This is a genomic window from Xanthomonas hydrangeae, from assembly GCF_032697525.1.
GTDB classification, from domain to species: domain Bacteria; phylum Pseudomonadota; class Gammaproteobacteria; order Xanthomonadales; family Xanthomonadaceae; genus Xanthomonas; species Xanthomonas hydrangeae.
The window spans coordinates 5,100,258-5,118,716 of the sequence record NZ_CP103836.1; the positions used below are offsets into that span (position 1 = coordinate 5,100,258).

General features: G+C 64.3%; 12 protein-coding genes. 3 read left to right on the forward strand and 9 right to left on the reverse strand.

Annotated features, from left to right (window positions below; genetic code table 11):
- Positions 1–113 precede the first annotated feature (113 nt).
- Positions 114–746 (forward strand): uracil phosphoribosyltransferase, encoded by a 633-nt coding sequence (gene upp / locus NYR97_RS21530; RefSeq protein WP_024940024.1) that lies wholly within the window; start codon positions 114–116, stop codon positions 744–746.
- A gap of 151 nt (positions 747–897) precedes the next feature.
- Here upp and NYR97_RS21535 read toward each other — a convergent pair whose 3' ends face one another.
- The gene (locus NYR97_RS21535) at positions 898–2,640 is read right to left on the reverse strand and encodes a glycoside hydrolase family 9 protein (RefSeq protein ID WP_425613015.1); all 1,743 of its coding nucleotides are present in this window, start codon (positions 2,638–2,640) and stop codon (positions 898–900) included.
- Between the two features lie 512 nt (positions 2,641–3,152).
- On the opposite strand from NYR97_RS21535, the gene NYR97_RS21540 reads away from it, so the two are divergent.
- Positions 3,153–3,521: a hypothetical protein gene (locus NYR97_RS21540; protein ID WP_316695689.1), complete on the forward strand. Its 369-nt coding sequence runs from the start codon at positions 3,153–3,155 to the stop codon at positions 3,519–3,521.
- Positions 3,522–3,673: 152 nt separating this feature from the next.
- On the opposite strand, the gene ggt is transcribed toward NYR97_RS21540, so the two are convergent.
- The 5 genes from ggt to rsmD all read right to left on the reverse strand — a co-directional run bounded on the left by ggt (position 3,674) and on the right by rsmD (position 7,639).
- On the reverse strand, positions 3,674–5,452 hold the full coding sequence (gene ggt, locus NYR97_RS21545) for a gamma-glutamyltransferase (RefSeq protein WP_316695690.1): 1,779 nt from the start codon (positions 5,450–5,452) through the stop codon (positions 3,674–3,676).
- Positions 5,449–5,733: a YfhL family 4Fe-4S dicluster ferredoxin gene (locus NYR97_RS21550; protein ID WP_003489796.1), complete on the reverse strand. Its 285-nt coding sequence runs from the start codon at positions 5,731–5,733 to the stop codon at positions 5,449–5,451. The genes ggt and NYR97_RS21550 overlap by 4 nt, the downstream gene beginning before the upstream one ends.
- Positions 5,734–5,967: 234 nt before the next feature.
- Positions 5,968–6,465, reverse strand: a complete 498-nt coding sequence (locus NYR97_RS21555; protein WP_316695699.1) for a hypothetical protein — start codon at positions 6,463–6,465, stop codon at positions 5,968–5,970.
- Positions 6,466–6,512: 47 nt separating this feature from the next.
- On the reverse strand, positions 6,513–7,019 hold the full coding sequence (coaD, locus tag NYR97_RS21560) for a pantetheine-phosphate adenylyltransferase (protein WP_016903280.1): 507 nt from the start codon (positions 7,017–7,019) through the stop codon (positions 6,513–6,515).
- The gene (rsmD, locus tag NYR97_RS21565) at positions 7,016–7,639 is read right to left on the reverse strand and encodes a 16S rRNA (guanine(966)-N(2))-methyltransferase RsmD (protein ID WP_316695701.1); all 624 of its coding nucleotides are present in this window, start codon (positions 7,637–7,639) and stop codon (positions 7,016–7,018) included. The genes coaD and rsmD overlap by 4 nt, the downstream gene beginning before the upstream one ends.
- 238 nt (positions 7,640–7,877) lie before the next feature.
- On the opposite strand from rsmD, the gene htpG reads away from it, so the two are divergent.
- Positions 7,878–9,782 (forward strand): molecular chaperone HtpG, encoded by a 1,905-nt coding sequence (gene htpG / locus NYR97_RS21570; RefSeq protein WP_316695703.1) that lies wholly within the window; start codon positions 7,878–7,880, stop codon positions 9,780–9,782.
- A 330-nt stretch (positions 9,783–10,112) separates the two neighbouring features.
- On the opposite strand, the gene NYR97_RS21575 is transcribed toward htpG, so the two are convergent.
- The 3 genes from NYR97_RS21575 to NYR97_RS21585 form a co-directional block, all read right to left on the reverse strand.
- Positions 10,113–12,488: a beta-L-arabinofuranosidase domain-containing protein gene (locus NYR97_RS21575; protein WP_316695705.1), complete on the reverse strand. Its 2,376-nt coding sequence runs from the start codon at positions 12,486–12,488 to the stop codon at positions 10,113–10,115.
- Between the two features lie 165 nt (positions 12,489–12,653).
- Positions 12,654–15,551, reverse strand: a complete 2,898-nt coding sequence (locus NYR97_RS21580; RefSeq protein ID WP_316695706.1) for a TonB-dependent receptor plug domain-containing protein — start codon at positions 15,549–15,551, stop codon at positions 12,654–12,656.
- 560 nt (positions 15,552–16,111) lie between these two features.
- Positions 16,112–18,457, reverse strand: a complete 2,346-nt coding sequence (locus NYR97_RS21585) for a S9 family peptidase (protein ID WP_316695707.1) — start codon at positions 18,455–18,457, stop codon at positions 16,112–16,114.
- Positions 18,458–18,459 lie beyond the last annotated feature (2 nt).

The window sequence follows — 18,459 nt, forward strand, 5'->3', positions numbered from 1 at the left end:
TATGTCTACGACGTTTCACTGACATGACATCTGCAAGCGCGATCACGCGCAATGTGTGGCGACGCTGCCGCCGGCTGCGGCACACTGTGGGTCTCTCCCGCCTGTCGCTGCCCATGAAAATCGTCGAAGTTCGCCACCCCCTCGTTCAACACAAGATCGGTCTGCTGCGCGATGCCGCCTTGAGCACCAAGGGCTTCCGCGAACTGGTCACCGAGCTGGGTACGTTGCTGGCTTACGAGGCCACCGCCAATCTGGACACCGAATCGCACGTGCAACCCGGATGGGCCGGCCCGGTGACCGTGCAGCGGATTGCCGGCGCAAAAATCACCCTGGTCCCGATCCTGCGCGCAGGGTTGGGCATGTTGCCCGGCGTGCTGGCGCTGATCCCGGCCGCGCGCGTGAGCGTGGTCGGCCTGCAGCGCGACGAAGAAACCCTGCAGCCGGTGCCCTACTTCGAACGCCTCACCGGGCGCCTGGAAGAACGCGACGCCCTGATCCTGGACCCGATGCTGGCCACCGGCGGCACCCTGATCGCCACCATCGACATGCTCAAGCGCGCTGGCGCACGCCGCATCAAGGGCATCTTCCTGGTCGCCGCACCGGAAGGCCTGAAAGCACTGGAAGCCGTGCACCCGGACGTGGAGGTCTACACCGCCGCGATCGACGACCACCTCAACGACAAGGGCTACATCCTGCCCGGCCTGGGCGATGCAGGCGACCGGATTTTTGGTACGCGGGTGGAGTGAGCTAAAGCCCCTCTCCCCCCGGGAGAGGGGTTGGGGTGAGGGTACGGTCTGCCAGTGCTCTTGCTGCCGCCGCACCCTCATCCGGCGCTGCGCGCCACCTTCTCCCGATGGGAGAAGGACCGCTGCGACATCGCATTGAAGACGCCCCGCCTTACCGCGTAGACGCCTCAATCGCAGCACTCACATACACCAGCGGCGCATTCCAGTTGATCGCCACTTCATTGCTGGCATAACTGCAGGCGTTATCCAGATACGAAAACGCCGGCAGTTTTGAGGGGTACGCCACCTTGCAGTCCTTGGCATCCTGCTGCCCGGGTTGCGGGCCGCCGGCCAGCCAACCCGGGACCGGCGCATCGATACCATCGGCTTCGGAAGGGCGATGGTGGATATGCAGCGGGCTGCGCAACCCTACCCCGGTAACGAACGACAACCCGAGCGGATTGCGCCCCAGGATGTAATCCAGCTGAGACTGCGCGGCATCCAGAAAGGGCCGCTGCTGGGTCAGCCGGTAGCCCTGCATCAACATCATCGCGCGGTTGAGCACGACTGCATTGCTGCCCCACACGAAGTCGGTGTCCGTCATCGCCAAACGCCATGGTGAGGACTGCCATTCATCGGCAAGACGCTGCGCCAGACCGGTGATCTCACGCGCGATGCGTGCACGGTCGGCATGCGGGGTGAGCTGGTCGCGATGCTCGGCCAGCGACATCCACGCCAGTCCGCCGACATTGCTCCAGCCCGGCACGCTGGCCGGCACATTGCGCGCGATCATCGCATCGTAGAAGCCATCCTCGCGCGTGGTCACATACAACTCCGCCGCAGCCCAGGCGAATTCATCGCCCACCTGCGCGTCGTCGTAGCCGCCGGTGCGCACGTCGTCGGGCTGACGATAGATCACATCCGGATGCTGCTGCGCCCACGCCCAGGCACTGCGCGCGGCTTTCAACATACGCGCCGATGCGCCGGGATACTGCTTGTCGAACGGTGCATAGACGCGGCTGGCCGCCGCCATCACCGCAGCGAAATCCAGTGTGGCCGCAGTGGCCTTCATGACCACATAGCGTTGTTGCTTGGCCTGCTCGGGCATCACCAACCCATCGAACTGCTTGTCGGTGAGCTTGTGGTACACGCCGCCATCGGCCGGGTCCTGCATGGCCAGCATCCACTCCAGATTCCACCGGGTCTCCTGCAGGATGCCGGGCACGCCGGGTGCGTCGTCGGGGATGGTCAGGGCCTGTGCCTTGAACAGCGCCGGATACTGCTCGTAGGCCGCCAGCAAGGTGTAGGTGCTGATGCCGGAGTTGACGATGTACTTGTTGTAGTCACCGGCGTCGTACCAGCCCTTGGGCGCACTGATCACGCTGTCGGCCGGACGCGTGGCCGATGCCGCGGAAGGGTGGATCCGCACCTGCGTATCCGGGTGCCCGGCCGCACGCGCATAGCGCCCGGCAAACTGCGCCGGCAGCGCAGTGCTGGCGCGGTTGAAATAGAACGCTTTCAGCGATGCATCGAGCACTGGCTGATACGCGCCGGCTGCAATCGGGAATGGATCGGACGCCGGCAGCCCGTCGATGTTCAATCGATACGTGCCCGGCGTGCGTACGCTGGAAAAATCCACCACCCGTGCCTGCTGGCCGGCCGGCGACCATGGCGCGGCGGCTTGCAGCTTGCCCTCCAGCAAGCGGCGGCCCTGCGCATCTTCGACTGTGAAGCGGTCCGAGCCGGCTACCGCGTCTTGCGGCAACCCGACGACAGCAAGCTTGGACGAACCGGGTAGATAGCCGAGCTGATTGACGTGGATGCGGCCAACGGAAGGATCATCCGCGGCCTGGGCGGAACAGCCTGCAGAAGCAAGCACGAGAACGACGGTCGGGATGGCGTGGAAAGGCTTCATGCCCCAATGGTGGCGGCATTGCATAGCAGCGACAAGCACACCTTGCCGACATTGGCCGGGGCGTGCCATCGGTTGCCCAGCCACGCACCATCACCCTACCGCAGTGCAGGCCGCGATCTGCTCCGATTCTGCGACCGGCTGCCGATGCGCGCAGTGCGATATCAGCAATTCCACCGGGTTGGTCGGCCCTTTCGCGGAAACACTGCAAACCGCTCACCGCAGGCAGCGACTTCACGTTGAAAGCCCGGCAATTGCCGTCGTTTCCGCCAATTCTTTCCAGCAGCATCGACCTACCTTGGCGGTGCGGCGATGCCATGTATCACCGCACCGCATCGACCTACCGCGCACTCGCCATCCCGAGTAGCCAGGGCATGGCCTTCCTCATCATCCAAGGATCACAGATGACTACCCAGCCGATCACACGCCTCTCCCATTCCACCCGCACTGGCTCGAGGCCGTGCAGCATGCGGCGGCGTCCGCGCATGGGGAGATGCCTCGCCGCAATGCTGTCGATGGGTCTGCTGACCCTGAGTCAGACCGCGCTGGCGACCAAGCAATGGAACGCCAATGCCAACCAGACCCTCAACAGTTGGATCTCCGGCATGTACGCCAACATCACAGGACCGTTGCAGACGCTATTGCACCAGTGCGAAACCGCGCCGCAGGCCACGTGCGAGGTCACGATCCTGGCCAATGGCGGGGTCCACACCAGTGCGACCGATGGCAAGCAACACTTCACGCTCCGTTTCACCGGCAACCCGGCTCCGTATCTGGCGTGCCATGTCTATCCACAGTCACCCGGCAACACCAACGACAAACGTCTGCAAGGCGCCACCTGCTACGACGCACAGCACAACGGAACCTACTTCAAGCTCAACTGATCGCATGCGGCGATCGCGCCAGTGTTGGCGCATGCGCCGCTGCAAGCTGTTGCGGGCAGCGCAGGGTGGGCCGTGGCCCACCCAGCGCCACTCTGCAGGCACCGACGTGCGTATTGCGTCCTTCGCAATGCGAGTACAGGACATGGCCGCACTCAACGCGTCGGCGTCGCCAGCTGCACTTGCGCCTTGCCCACCGGATTACGCGGGTCGCTGCCGCCGCTGAGCACGTTGCTGCGCTTGTCCCACTCCACGGTCTGCAGATTGCCCCACACGTGGCTGGAACCGCGGCCGCCGGCGGCGGTGTCGCCGGGTAGCTTGAGCGCGTGGCCCATCGCTTGCAGCGCCTTGGCGGTCTGCGGCGAGAACGCGTTGCTCTCGGCCTCGATCACGTCCGGCAACCACTGGTGGTGATAACGCGGCAAGGCGCTGACCTGCTGCGCGTCCAGGCCGGCGTCGTAGCCCAGGATGCCGAGCAGCACCATGGTGATGATGCGGCTGCCGCCCGGAGTGCCGATCACCGCAACCTTGTCGGCCGATTCCATGAAGGTCGGCGTCATCGAGCTGAGCATGCGCTTGCCCGGCTTGGGCGCGTTGGCGGCATAGCCCATCACGCCGAAGGCGTTCGGCGTGCCCGGCTTGAGCGCGAAGTCGTCCATCTCGTCGTTGAGCAGCACGCCGGTGCCCTTGGGGATCAGGCCGGAGCCGTACAGCAGGTTGACGGTCTGGGTGGCGCCGACGCGGTTGCCTTCGCTGTCGATGATGGAGAAATGCGTGGTCTCGTCGTCTTCCAGCGGGGTGGGATTGCCCGACAGCAGATCGCTGGGCGTGGCCTTCTCCGGGTTGATCGTGGCACGCAGGCCCTGCGCGTAATCCTTGCTGGTCAGCACGCGCTGCGGCACGGCGACAAAGTCCGGGTCGCCCAGGAAAAAGGTGCGGTCGCGGTAGGCGCGGCGCATCGCTTCCACCACCAGATGGGTGCGGTGCGCGTCGTCTAGCTTGTCCAGATCCCAGCCTTCCAGAATCTGCAGCATCGCAGCGAGTGCAATCCCGCCGGAGGACGGCGGCGGCGCGGTGGTGATCTTCCAGCCGCGGTAATCGAACTGGATCGGCGTGCGCTCCTTCACCCGATATCCGGACAGCTCGGCGGCCTTCCACTGCCCACCGGCCTGCTTGACGCCAGCCAGCAGTTTCTTGGCGGTTTCGCCCTTGTAGAAGCCATCGAAGCCCTTGTCGCCAAGCAGCTTCAACGTATGTGCGAGCTCGGGCTGCTTGAAGATGTCGCCTTCGGCAATGGGCTTGCCGCCGCGCAGATACACCTCGCGCGTGCCGGGGTAACGCTCCATCACTTCGCGCCGCGAAGCATAGCCCTTGGCCATGCGCGCGTACACGGGGAAGCCCTCGGTGGCGATGCGGATCGACGGTGCCAGCGATTGCTTCAGTGGCAGCCGGCCGTGTTTGGAGGCCAGTTCCACCAGCGCGGCGGGCAGCCCGGGAATACCGGCCGACCACGGGCCGTTGACCGAACGGTCGCGATCCAGCTCGCCTTTCTTGTCGAGAAACTGCGCCTCGCTGGCCGACTCGGGCGCGGTCTCGCGCGCGTCCAGCATCACGTCCTTGCCGGTCTTGGCATCGTGCAGCAGGAAGAAGCCACCGCCGCCCAGGCCCGAGCTGATCGGCTCGACCACCGCCAGCGTGGACGACACCGCGATGGCCGCATCGAAGGCATTGCCGCCTTCGCGCAGGATCTGCAGGCCGGCATCGGTGGCCAAGGTGTGTCCGCTGGCAATCGCCGCGCCCGGCGGATGCGCCGCCACCGGCGAGGTCGCAGCCGCCGCAGGTCTGCTGCCATCGGCAGACCACGCCGGCGGTGCCAGCACGAAGGCCAGCAGCAACAGGCCGCGCGCAGAGAAATGTCGGGAAAAAATGCTCACGGGGCGGGAGGCTCCTGTTCGTACAGTTCGGGGTGATCGCGCTGCAGCTGCATGAGCTTGGCGAGCAATTGATCATGGGTTTCCGGGATGGCCGGATCCGGGTCGATGCATTCGACCGGGCACACCACCACGCATTGCGCCTCGTCGAAATGGCCCACGCACTCGGTGCAGCGTGCCGGGTCGATGACGTAGATGGTTTCGCCCATCGAGATGGCCTGATTCGGGCACGCCGGCTCGCAGACATCGCAGTTGACGCAGAGCTCGTTGATTTTCAGCGACATATCGGCAACACCATGCGATGCGAGGCAGCGCGATTCAACCGCAGGCGCTGGAACGCAACGTACTGCTGCAGGCGGGCGCACATGGCGCGGATCAACCAGGGGACAACGCCGTGGGCGCTGTCGGAGACCGGCCTGACAGGGCCGGCTCCGGTGGCATGCGAATTCAGCAGCATGCGGCTGGATCCGCATGCTGCGGCCGGATGCGCCCTCCCGCGCGTCCGGCCTGGTACGGCATTACTTGGCTTCAACGAAGGTGTATTCCACGCCCTTGGGCTGGACGATGGTCTGCACGCGCGCATTCTCGGCCGCATTGCCGATGAACAACACGCGCACGCCCTTCATCGAATCGGCCGGCACGTCCTTGAACGCGGCGTCGATCAGATCGGCCATCTTGGTCGAGGCCGACGACCCGAAGGCCAGCATGTTGCCCGGCTGCACGCCACGGGCGAGCGCGGTCTTGACGCTTTCCAGCTGACGCTCGTAGCTGCCGGCGAACTCGGCATCGGACTCCGGCGGCAAGTAATACAGGAACGGGCTGTTGGTGGTGGCACCCAGGTTCTGGCCAACCACTTCCTGCAGGTACTTCTTCCAGCCGGCGTTGTCGTCCTTGGCCGGTGCGGTCAGCACAGCCGGGGCGGCAGCAGCGGTTGGCGCCGGCTCTTCCTTCTTGCAGGCGGTGACGGCCAGAGCGGCGATCGAAGCGAGCACCAGCGCGCGCATTGTGTGTTTCATGAAACTCCTCCCTTTGAAAAGCATGTGGTGATGTGACTGCTAGAGAATCAGGCCTGCGCGCGGGACTCGCGTACCTGCCGCAAGGCCTCGACGACCGAAGCCGGAACGAAACCGGACACGTCCCCGCCCAGCCGCGCGATTTCGCGCACCAGCGAGGACGAGATGAAGCTGTATTGCTCGGCCGGGGTGAGAAACAGCGTCTCCACCTCCGGTATCAGATGGCGGTTCATGCTGGCCATCTGGAATTCGTATTCGAAGTCGGACACCGCGCGCAGACCGCGCAGCAGCACACCGGCACCCATGTCGCGCACGAAATGCGCCAGCAGCGTATCGAAGCCGCGCACTTCCACATTGGCATGTGCGGCCAAGGCTTCCTGGGCGAGCTCGACGCGGCGCTCCAGCGGCAGCGCCGGCCCCTTGGACGGACTGTAGGCAACACCGACCACCACCCGCTCAAACAACGGCGCGGCGCGATTCACCAGGTCGATATGACCGTTGGTGATCGGGTCGAAGGTACCGGGATAGACGGCGGTGCGGCTGTTGGCCACGCTCATACGGAAACTACCGGGGTCGGGTCGCTGTTCAGTGTAGCAGCGGCCCGGCGGTACAGCGCATAGCGTACCTGCTGGGTGGCGCCTTCGCGGTGCAGATGCCAGCCGGCCGGTACCTGCGGCGGCAGTTCGGCCGGGCCTTCCAGATACAGCCAGGCATCCGGTGTGAGGTGCGCGGGCAGGCGTTCCAGCACGCTCGGCCACAGGCCGGCGGCAAACGGCGGGTCGACGAACACGATGCTGGCCTGCGCGGCGGGTGCGCGCTCCAGCCAGCGCAGTGCATCTTCCTGCAGCACCTGTACCTGATCGGCCGCATCCAGCCTGGTCACATGCTCGCGCAGCCGCTGCACCAGGCCAGGGTCGCGCTCGATCAGGGTCGCATGTGCAGCGCCGCGCGACACCGCTTCCAGGCCCAGCGCGCCGGAACCGGCGAACAGGTCCAACACGCGCGCACCAGGCAGGCGCGGCATCAGCCAGTTGAATACCGTTTCGCGGACCCGGTCGCTGCTCGGGCGCAGGCCCGGCAGATCCGGCACCGCCAGCTTGGTGTTGCGCCAGCGCCCGCCGACGATGCGCACCTGCCCTTCCGCGCCACGCGGCGCCGGCCGTGCGGGACGGCTCATAGCAGCGTTCCTGATGAAGGACAACAAGCGCGGGAGAGTGGCAGGACGCGTGGCGGCATGGAGCAAGGCAAGGCAAACGGGGCCGCCATGATAGCGCTGCCCGGCGCTGGCGCCGCGGCTGTCGCAGTGCGCCGACATTGCCGGATCCACCGGCTTGCCTTGAAAAAATCCCCGTGCGACCTCATCCCCCAGGCCATCGGCCGCACTGCGGCCTGGACCACCACGGAGCACGACCCCAATGACCGTTGATACCGACAAGCAGACCCTTGGCTTCCAGACCGAGGTCAAGCAGCTGCTGCAGCTGATGATCCATTCGTTGTACTCGAACAAGGAAATCTTCCTGCGCGAGCTGGTGTCCAATGCCGCCGACGCCGCCGACAAGCTGCGTTTCGAGGCACTGGTGAAGCCGGAACTGCTGGAAGGCGGCGGCGAGTTGCGCATTCGCGTGGACTACGACAAGGACGCGCGCACCGTCACCATCGACGACAACGGCATCGGCATGAGCCGCGAGGATGCGGTCTCGCATTTGGGCACGATCGCCAAGTCCGGCACTGCCGACTTCCTCAAGCACCTGAGCGGCGACCAGAAGAAGGACGCCAACCTGATCGGCCAGTTCGGCGTGGGCTTCTACAGCGCCTTCATCGTCGCCGACCAGGTCGATGTGTATTCGCGTCGCGCCGGCCTGCCCGCCAACGAGGGCGTGCACTGGTCCTCACGTGGCGAAGGCGAGTTCGAAATCGCCAGCATCGACAAGCCCGAGCGCGGCACCCGCATCGTGCTGCACCTGAAGGAAGGCGAAGACAGCTTCGCCGACGGCTGGACGCTGCGCGGCATCCTCAAGAAGTACTCCGACCACATCGGTCTGCCGATCGAAATGCGCAAGGAGCATCACGGCGAAGAAGCCGACGCGCCGGCTGAGCCGCAATGGGAAGCGGTCAACCGCGCCAGCGCGCTGTGGACGCGCCCCAAGAGCGAGATCAGCGAGCAGGAATACCAGGAGTTCTATAAGCACGTTGCGCACGATGCGGGCAACCCGCTGGCGTGGAGCCACAACAAGGTCGAAGGCAAGCTGGATTACACCTCGCTGCTGTTCGTGCCCGGGCGTGCGCCGTTCGACCTGTACCACCGCGATTCGGCCAAGGGCCTGAAGTTGTACGTGCAGCGCGTGTTCGTGCTGGATCAGGCCGAGCAGTTCCTGCCGCTGTACCTGCGTTTCATCAAGGGCGTGGTGGATTCGTCCGACCTGTCGCTCAATGTGTCGCGCGAGATCCTGCAATCCGGCCCGGTGGTGGACTCGATGAAGTCCGCGCTGACCAAGCGTGCGCTGGACATGCTGGAAAAACTGGCCAAGGACAAGCCCGAAGAGTATGTGACGTTCTGGCGCAACTTCGGCCAGGCGCTGAAGGAAGGCCCTGCCGAAGATTATGCCAACCGCGAAAAGATCGCCGGCCTGCTGCGCTTCTCTTCCACGCACGACACCACTGGCGCGCAGAGCGTGGGCCTGGCCGATTACGTGAGCCGCCTGGCCGAGGGCCAGGACAAGCTGTATTACCTCACCGGCGAAAGCTACGCGCAGATCAAGGACAGCCCGCATCTGGAAGTGTTCCGCAAGAAGGGCATCGAAGTGCTGCTGCTCACCGACCGCATCGACGAGTGGCTGATGAGCTACCTCACCGAGTTCGACGGCAAGTCGTTCGTGGACGTGGCACGCGGCGATTTGGACCTGGGCAAGCTGGATTCGGAAGAAGACAAGAAGGCCCAGGAAGAAGTCGCCAAATCCAAGGAAGGCCTGGCCTCGCGCATCAAGGCAGCCCTGGGCGATGACGTGGCCGAAGTCCGCGTCTCGCACCGCCTGACCGATTCCCCGGCCATCCTCGCCATCGGCCAGGGCGACCTGGGCCTGCAGATGCGTCAACTGCTGGAAGCCAGCGGCCAGGCCGTGCCGGAAACCAAGCCGGTGTTCGAATTCAACCCCGCCCACCCGCTGATCGAAAAGCTGGATGCGGAACAGGATATGGACCGCTTCGGCGATTTGAGCCGGGTGCTATTCGACCAGGCTGCGTTGGCGGCGGGCGATAGTCTCAAGGACCCGGCCGGGTATGTGAAGCGGTTGAACAAGTTGCTGCTGGAGTTGTCTGCGTAAGGCCTACGACACACGTGTGATACACCAAGACCGGCGCATGCGCCGGTCTTTTTTTGCGCCTCTCTCATGGCGACTGTTGGAAGAGCCGCGACAGCGGTGTCCGACACCAATCGATCCGACAACGGCTCGCACTCCTCCGGAACGCGTCACGCGGAAGGGAGGATGGCGACAGTCCTGCCGAAGGTGGCAACAGACACAAGATCATCGGGGGGGCTTTGGTACCGAACCTTCGTTGTCGGAATCATGGCCAGGTGCGCCCGAAGCCTGCGCGCATGGTGCGCGGCCCGGCCAAAGCGCAGGCAACGTCATTGAAGCTGTGGCGGCCGGCGCTTACGCCGATTCCAGCACCCAACACCCGAATGCTGGCCCGGCCGAGTAGCCGGTTTCCGGTTCGATGCGGATCTGCAGGGTGGCGCGTCCGGCGACCGCTGCCGGCAAGGCGTAATCCACATCGATGAAATCCAGGCCGCGGTTGCCGTCCAGGCGTTCGTTGGCGATGAGTTCGCCGTCGGCGAGGATGCGGAAGCGGCGGCGGGTTTCGTCGCCCCAGTAGCGCAGGCGCAGGATGCGGGCCTGCGCGGTGTTGCGCAGGGTGAAGGCGATGAAGCCGCCGGTGCGGGCATCGCGGCCGGCGCGGCGGCGGTAGCTGAGCGCGTAGGAGCTTTCGCTCTGCAGGCCGTGGGCTTTCTCGGACGCGTCATCGCCCAGGGCGATGCGATCCAGTGCGCGTGTGTCGAGCGCGTGTTGTTTTGCTTCTGCTGCGGCCTGCTCAGTCTGGCGCTGCTGCCATGCGGCGGTATCACGGTGTTCCAGATAGAGCGCGCTGCGGCGATCGAATTGGGCGTAGAACGGGGAGAACCGCCAGTGCTGTACGCCATCGCTGTAGTCGAACGCGGTCTGGCCAGCCACCGGCTGCAGGCGCTGCAAGACCTCATCGCCGCCGATCAATGCCGGGGTCTTGCCCGACCAGGGTTTTGCCGCATCGCCCAGGTCGGCCGCCAGTACCAGCGGCCCGCGCAGCAGCGAGACCCAGGCCGGGTCGTCGGGTGTGGCTTCCAGCCGCAGTGGCATTTCGAACGACAAGCCGAGCGTGTCGCCAGCGCGCCAGACGCGGGCAATGCGCAGGTAGCCTTCACTGACGGGGGCATCGATAGGCTGACCATTAAGCTGAAGCATCGGCGATTGCGCCCAGCCGGGCACGCGTAGCGCGAGCGTGCGCTGCTCTGCCGGCGCAGCATCGACGCGGAGCGATGCGCTGCCCTGCTCCGGCATCGCGCTGTGCAGGGTCATGTCCAGCCCGGCGGCATCGCGCACGCTGGAGGGCACGTAGAGGTTGACGTAAACGCCCTGCCCGTCCTGCCAATAGATGGAATCGCCAAACTGGGCATGCGCCTCCATGCCGCTGCCGACGCAGCACCAGAAATCGTCGAACGGCGACGACCAGCCGCGCGCTTCGCCGGCCAGCATCGGTGTCATGTAGGTGAACATGCCGGTGCGCGGATGCTGCTGCGCCATCACGTGGTTGAGCAGCGTGCGCTCGTAGTAGTCGAAAAACTCGGCTTGCGGACCCCACTGGTACAGATGGCGGGTGAGCTTGAGCATGTTGTAGCTGGCGCAGTGCTCGCAGGTCTGCTCGGTGAGAAACTTCGAAGTGCTGTCGGGCTGCTGGAAATATTCGCGGTCGCCGTTGCCGCCGATCACGTAGGTGTGGTGATCGGTGACGGTGTGCCAGAAGAAGCGCGCCGCCGCGCCCGAGGCGGCATCGCCGGTCACTTCGTATTCGCGTGCCAGGCCAATCAGCTTGGGGATGTTGGTGTTGGAATGCTGGTGCACCAGTTCGTCGCGCTGGGCGATCAGCGGATCGAGCACGGCGTGATGATGCAGGCGCTGCGCCAGTGCCAACCATTGCGCATCGCCGGTGCGCACATGCAGCTCGACGAAGGATTCGTTGAGGCCACCGAATTCGCACGACAGCACCTTCTGCAGCTGCGCATCGTCGAGTGCGGAAAACACCGCTTGCAGATAGCCAGCCAGGCCCACCGCGACCTGCAGCGCCTGCGCGTTGTCGCAATGCGCATGCACGTCGAGCAGGCCGGCGAACAACTTGTGCCAAGTGTACAGCGGTGCCCAACTGCCGTTGAGATAGAACGGCGCCGGGTCGATCTTGCCTTTCTTCAGTTCATCGAAGACGGCGCGGCCGCTTTCGATCTTGCCCGCGGCGTTCTTGCGCGTGAATCCGGCCACGTAGCCATCGCCGGCATGCGCCTGGCAGCGGGCGAGTTCTGCAACCAGATAACTTGCACGCGTGCGGCATTGCGCATCGCCGGTCTGCGCATGCATCAAGGCCAATGCGCTGAGATAGTGCCCCAGCGTATGCCCGGCGATGGTGTCCGCTTCCCAGCCGCCATACGCTGGCGCCTTGGGGTCGAGGCCGGCGTACAGCACGAAATTGTGTAGCAGCCGGTCCGGCTCCAGCCGCATCAGATAGCGTCGATTGGCGTGCAGCGCATCCAGAAACAGCGACGGGGTCAGCCTGACCTGCGCCAACGGTACCGCGCGGATACTGCCCGGTTGTGCGGCGCTGGCCTGCGCTGGAAATCGCAGAAAACCCGCAGCAACCGCCAGACTGCTCCAGGCCAGAAAGCGCCGCCGCGACACGCTCAGCGCGTGGTCGGTGGCGTGCTCGGTAACGAAGACATCGGTCATAGGATCAGCTTAGCTACTGTCGGTGCGCGCAGACTGCGCGCGCCGTTACAACCCACACTGGCGAAGCCGCCAGAGAAGCGATTGCGTGGTACCGCCTGCGCGCGCCCGACCGGATCGGGTGGCGCGCACCGGTGCACTGAAACGGCAGCGACGCCACGGCGGCGATCAAAACTTCACTGTCGCACGCGCCCAATAAAACCGGCCAAGCAGATCGTAGGTCGCTACATCGGTGTTCGCATTGCCCACGTTGTTGGAGTAATACAACGGTGGTTGCTTGTCGGCGATATTGTCCACGCCCACTTCAAAGCGCGTATGCCAGGGCTCCACGTTATAACCGAGCTGCAGGTTGTTGTAGACGTAGGTGCCGATCTTGCGCACCACCGTCGGCTCGCTGGAATCGGCCGACAGGCTCTGGTCCGGATCCGAATTACCGATGGCGGTATTGCCCACATAACGGATGCGCCAGGTGGCGCTCCAATCGTCCAACGCCCAGTTCACTGTCCCCAACGCACGCCAGCGCGGGAAATTGCCGTAGGCCTGGGTGTAGCGGCCCACGTTGTGGATGGTGACCGAGCTGGGATCGGTGGTATCGGGCAGCACGTCGTAACGGGTGAGATAGGTGCCATTGAGCCCTGCAGTGAAATTGCCCCAAGGCGTGGATGGCAGGCGATAGGTCAGATTGAAATCGATGCCCTTGGCCCAGAGCTTGCCCAGGTTGACGGTGGGCTCGGCGATGTAATTGATGGTGCCGTTGCCGTTGCGATGGATCAGCGCGCAGAAGGAACTGGCCGAGTTGGCGAAGCATTGATTGAGTACGGTCTGCGCCGACACGGTGGTGATGGTGTCTTCCAGATCGATGCGCCACCAGTCCGCGCTCAGCGACAGGCCATCGATCCAATGCGGGTCGTAGACCAGCCCCACATCGTAGGACTTGCCGGTTTCCGGCTTGAGTTGATAACCGGCCACCACCGCGCCGGACACCTTGCCCGACACCTGACCATCGGATTGCTGATAGCTGCCGTTGGTCGGCACGTTCGCGCAGGCCACGCTGTTGCCGCCGGTGTAACCGTTGCACGGGTCGTTGACGGTGGCCGCATCGCCGGCCACGCCGGCATACAACTCGTTGATGTTGGGCGCGCGGAACACCTGCGAAACAGTGCCGCGCAGCAACAGATTTTCGATCGGGCGATATTCCAGCGACACCTTGCTATTGGTCTTGCTACCGACCGAACTGAAGTCGGAAAAACGCGTGCCCAGCGTGATGTTCAACGCGTTGATGCCGGGCAGGTCCTTGAGCAGCGGGAACAGGGCTTCGGCATAGGCTTCCTTGACGTCGAAACTGCCGCTCAAGGTGGATGCGCAGAACTCGATCACACCGCACAGGCCGTCTTCATCGCCAGTCCACAGCGCATCGGAGGCGGTGGTCGAGCGCTCCTTGCGATAGGAGATGCCGCTTGCCAAGCTGACGGTGCCGGCCGGCAAATCGAACAGCGAACCGTTGGCATTGGCCTCGAATTGCTTGACGGTGTAGACGCTGGTCACGATCGGATTGACCACCATGCCCTGCAGGGTGTTGAGGTTGCTGCTGTCGTTGAGGTTGAAGAAATTCAGCGGAGTACAGCCGGCAACCGCCGCGCCCGCACTGCCACACTTGAGCACACCATCGCCATCCAGGAACGAGGGGCCGATCGCCTGATTGAACGTTGCGTAGTCGAGAAAACCGTTGTTGATCGACTTCTGTTTGACCTTGCCATAATTGAAGTTGGCGTCCCACTGCCAGGAGCTGTCGCCGAAGCGGCCGCGCAACCCGGGGCTGATCTGGAAGTTGTAGGTGTTGTATTGATAGCTGCGATTGCCCAGCACGGTGGCGCGCGTGTTGAGGTCGTTGTAGGAGGTGCCGGTGCTGCGATCGGTGCCGAAGTTCACCCCGAACGGGTTGTAGTAACTCTGCGACGACACCAGGATGTTGTCGCCGTTGGAGAAGATCGGAATCGGCGCAATGATCGAGGCCGATTCGGTTTTACTGAACCAGGTGTTGACGTAGCCTTCTACATTGTCGGTAAAGCGATAAGTGCCTAACAAAAAGGCGTTGGTGCGCTTTTGCGGGGTCTGCAGCAGATTGAAGGGTTGGTAGTTGTAGGAGTCGGCACTGGCGTTGTAGCAGTAGAAATCGCCCGGACCGGCGCGGCCGGTGACGCCGCTGTTGAGGGTGACGCGTCCGCAGCCGTTGGCCTGCGCGAGTTGATTCGATTGTTCCGAGCCATCGTTGAAATTGGCCGTGCCGGTCGGCGTGGCGGACGAGCCCTGCTTCACCGGTTGCCCATCGGTCAATGCAAGCGCGTCCTTGGAATAGTCGCGCGCCGCTGCCGAGACCGGGTCGATATTGTGGTACGACAGGCCGCCGATCAGGCTGCCGCGTTCCCAGGTCTTGCCGGTGGTCAAGGCAAAGTTGCGTCGGTTGCCATCGCCCTCGCTGCTGGTGCCGAAGTCGCTGCTGAACTGCACGCCGTCGAACTGGCTGCGCAGGATGAAATTGACCACACCACCGATGGCATCGGAGCCATACACCGCAGAGGCGCCATTGCTGAGCACTTCGATGCGCTCGATCATGCTGGCCGGAATCGCATTGACGTCGTTGTAGGCGAGCCGGATACCGTTGACCAGCACCAGCGTGCGCTTATCGCCCAAGCCGCGCAGCGAAATCGCCGAGGCGCCGGTGCCGCCGCCGTTGTTGGTATACGGGTTGGTGGCGTTGCCGGCAATGGATGGCAGCTCCTGCAGCAGATCGCCAACAGTGGCCTTGCCGGTGGCGGCTATCTGTTCCTGGCTGACGGTGATCACCGGATTGGCGGTTTCGGTATCCACGCGGCGCAGGCGCGATCCGGTGACGACCACGCTATCGAGCGTTTGCGGCGCATCGCTCGTGCTGCCTGCCTGCTGCGCAGCCACTGGAGTCGCCGCAGTTGCGGAAAGTGCCAGTACCAGCGCGCTGGCAAGCATGCTCGGCACGGGCCGCACACTGGCCACGGTGGTGCGTGAGAAAGGCAACAGCAACATCGGCATGCGGAGCTCCTGATTCAAACGACAGACAAATGGCGGGCAACACACGCCCGTGCCGGCGTGCACCAGCGCGGGTGGAGACAAGTGGCAGCGGCGCGTCGCAGCGACCTCTTTGACGACGGCCATACCGTGGACACGCAGACAACCTGCGCTGCGCGCGACCAGCAGAGGCCACGCAACGACGCGCGTTGTCTAAAGAGGTCATTCCGCACTGGAGTCGCCCATGCGCTCCAGTTTCATCAGCTGGTCACAATGTGCCTGTGCGCACGCGCCACGTCTTGTCGCATTTGGCGACCACGCATGCGGAAAACAGCATGGTTCGCATCTGAACGATCATCGGTTGGCGTTGTGTTGGCAGTCCAGTCCGCAGCTGGGCGTGCCGTGACGCGGCAGTTTTCGAAGCAGCTGCGTTGACGTATCGCTTGTCACTACCTGTACTGATGTTTGGGCGCGCCGGCAAAAATCACAGCGAACAATGTGCGTTCTCCTGCGCGCATTGCTCGCTCCACCAGGGCACACAGTGCGCGATCAGGCAGCGTGCCGTGGCACGCAACCCTCATCCATCACGGTGCCTGCGTCGTCGGCGTTGCCGGGTTGCGATTCCATTCCGGCGTTGGCGATTGCTGCATCCAGCGCATGAAGAAATCCAGCAGACGGCGCTTGCCGTAATCGCCACCGGCACCGTGATCGCCGCCAGGCACCACCAGCAGATCGAAATCCTTGCCGGCCTTGATCAGGCGGTCGGCCACCTGGAAGGTGCTGGCCGGGTCGACATTCATGTCCATGTCGCCGGTGACCAGCAGCAGATGGCCTTGCAGCCGTGCTGCGTTTTCCACGTTCGACGACTCGGCGTACCATGGCCCCACCGGCCAGCCCATCCATTGTTCGTTCCACCAGATCTTGTCCATGCGGTTGTCGTGGCAGCCGGAGTTGGCCACGCCCGCCACATAGAATTCCGGATGAAACAGCAGCGCGCCCAGCGCGTTCTGGCCACCTGCCGAGGTGCCGTACACACCGACACCGCCGGCGATGTCGTACCACGGATATTGCGCGGCGGCGGCCTTATGCCAGGCGATACGATCCGGCAAGCCGGCATCCTTGAGATTGCGCCAGGCCACATCGTGGAAGGCGCGCGCGCGATTGTTGGTGCCCATGCCATCGATCGCAGCGACCGCAAAGCCCAGCCCCGTCAGCGCCGACACGCGCGTGGTGAAACTCTTCGGCACGAACGAGCCCTGCGGGCCGGCGTAAATGTATTCGATCACGCGGTAGCGCTGCTGCGGATTCAGTTGCTGCGGGCGCTGGATCACACCCCAGATCTCGGTCCTGCCATCGCGCCCGGTGGTATGGAACGGCAGCGGCGGCTGCCAGCCAGCGGCCTGTAGACGACTCAGATCGGTGCGCTCCACCGTGCGCGCCAGGCTGCCATCGACGCTGCGCCGCAACTCCAGCACCGGTCCAAGATCCACGCGCGAATAGAGGTCCAGCAACCACTTTCCATCCGGCGAGTAACTGACCTGATGGTCGGCGGCAGTTGGCGTCAACGCAGTGAGCCCGCTGCCGTCCAGGCCGATGCGATAGGCGTGGCGGTAATACGGGTCTTCGCCGGGCTGCATGCCGGAGGCGGTGAAATACAGCTGCCCTGCGGCCTCGTCGAGGTAATCTAGCTTGCGTACTACCCAATCGCCGCGGGTGACCTGGCGAATCACCTCGCCGCTGCGGCCGTCGTACAGATACACATGCTCCCAACCATCGCGCTCGGAGGCCCACAGAATCTGCCTGCCATCGGCCAGATCGCGCCGCGCGTGCTTGCCGCCGTTCTCGTGGTCGCCACTGAGTTCGGAGTATTCGATGAAGGTGGGCGAGGTCTCTTCGATCAAGGTGCGCGCGGTGGCCGTGCGTGCGTCCACTTCGATGACCCGATACAGCTGATGGCCGCGCGCGTTGTATTCGAAGGTGAAGCCGCGGCTGTCCTTCCACCAGACCATCTCGCTCAAGCTGAAGGCATTGGGCAGCAAGGTCATCGCCACCGGATGCGCCGCGCGCGTGGCGATGTCGAACAACACCGGCTGCATCACCGGCAACACATCGCCGGGCTTGGGATAGACCTGTTGGTGCAACTTGGGTTGCACCTGATCGGCCGGTGCCGATTCGATGTAATAGACCATGCGCGGCGGCGGCGCCTTGACCCGATACGCGGCCAGATGCTGCGAATCCGGCGACCACTGGATGCTGTCGAGCGCGTAGTAATCATCGGCACGACCATCACGACTGAGCACGCTGCGCTCGCCACCGCCCACCGGGGCGATGACCAGATTGGCTTGCTCCACCCAGGCGCGCCAGCGGCCATCCGGCGACACCTTGGCCTCGCGTTCGCCCTGCTTGAACGGCAGACGCATGTCCATCGTCTCGGCCGGCACATCGCGCTCGGGCACATGTTCGCAGCGGTAGCGCGCCAGATCGCACTGCCAGCCCAGCTTCGCCAGCTGAAAGCCCAGGCGCTGCTGTTGCAGCGTGGGGTCCTCCAGCTGCAGTTGCGTTGCATCGATATTCTGCGCACCGGCCTGCGTCAATGCCACCGCCAGTCGCGCATGATCGAAGGCCAGCGTATTGCGGCCACTGGCGGCATCCACCAGGTGGTACTCGATGGCCGGCGCCTGGTTGGTGCGTGCAACGCCGCGCCGATACAGAAAGTGCCCTGCATCGATCCATATCGGCGCTGTCGGTTGTTTATCGACCAGCGACGCGTAGTGATCGGACAGGTTGATCGCCTGCGCGTACTGCGTCGGTGTCGGCGTGGACGACAGCGAGGCAGCCGCCGCGCTTGCCGAGAGCGTCCAGAGTGCGACGCTCAGGCAGCATGCAGCGACGAAGTGCCACCAAGAGGTCTGATGCAGGAGTGGCTTCATAC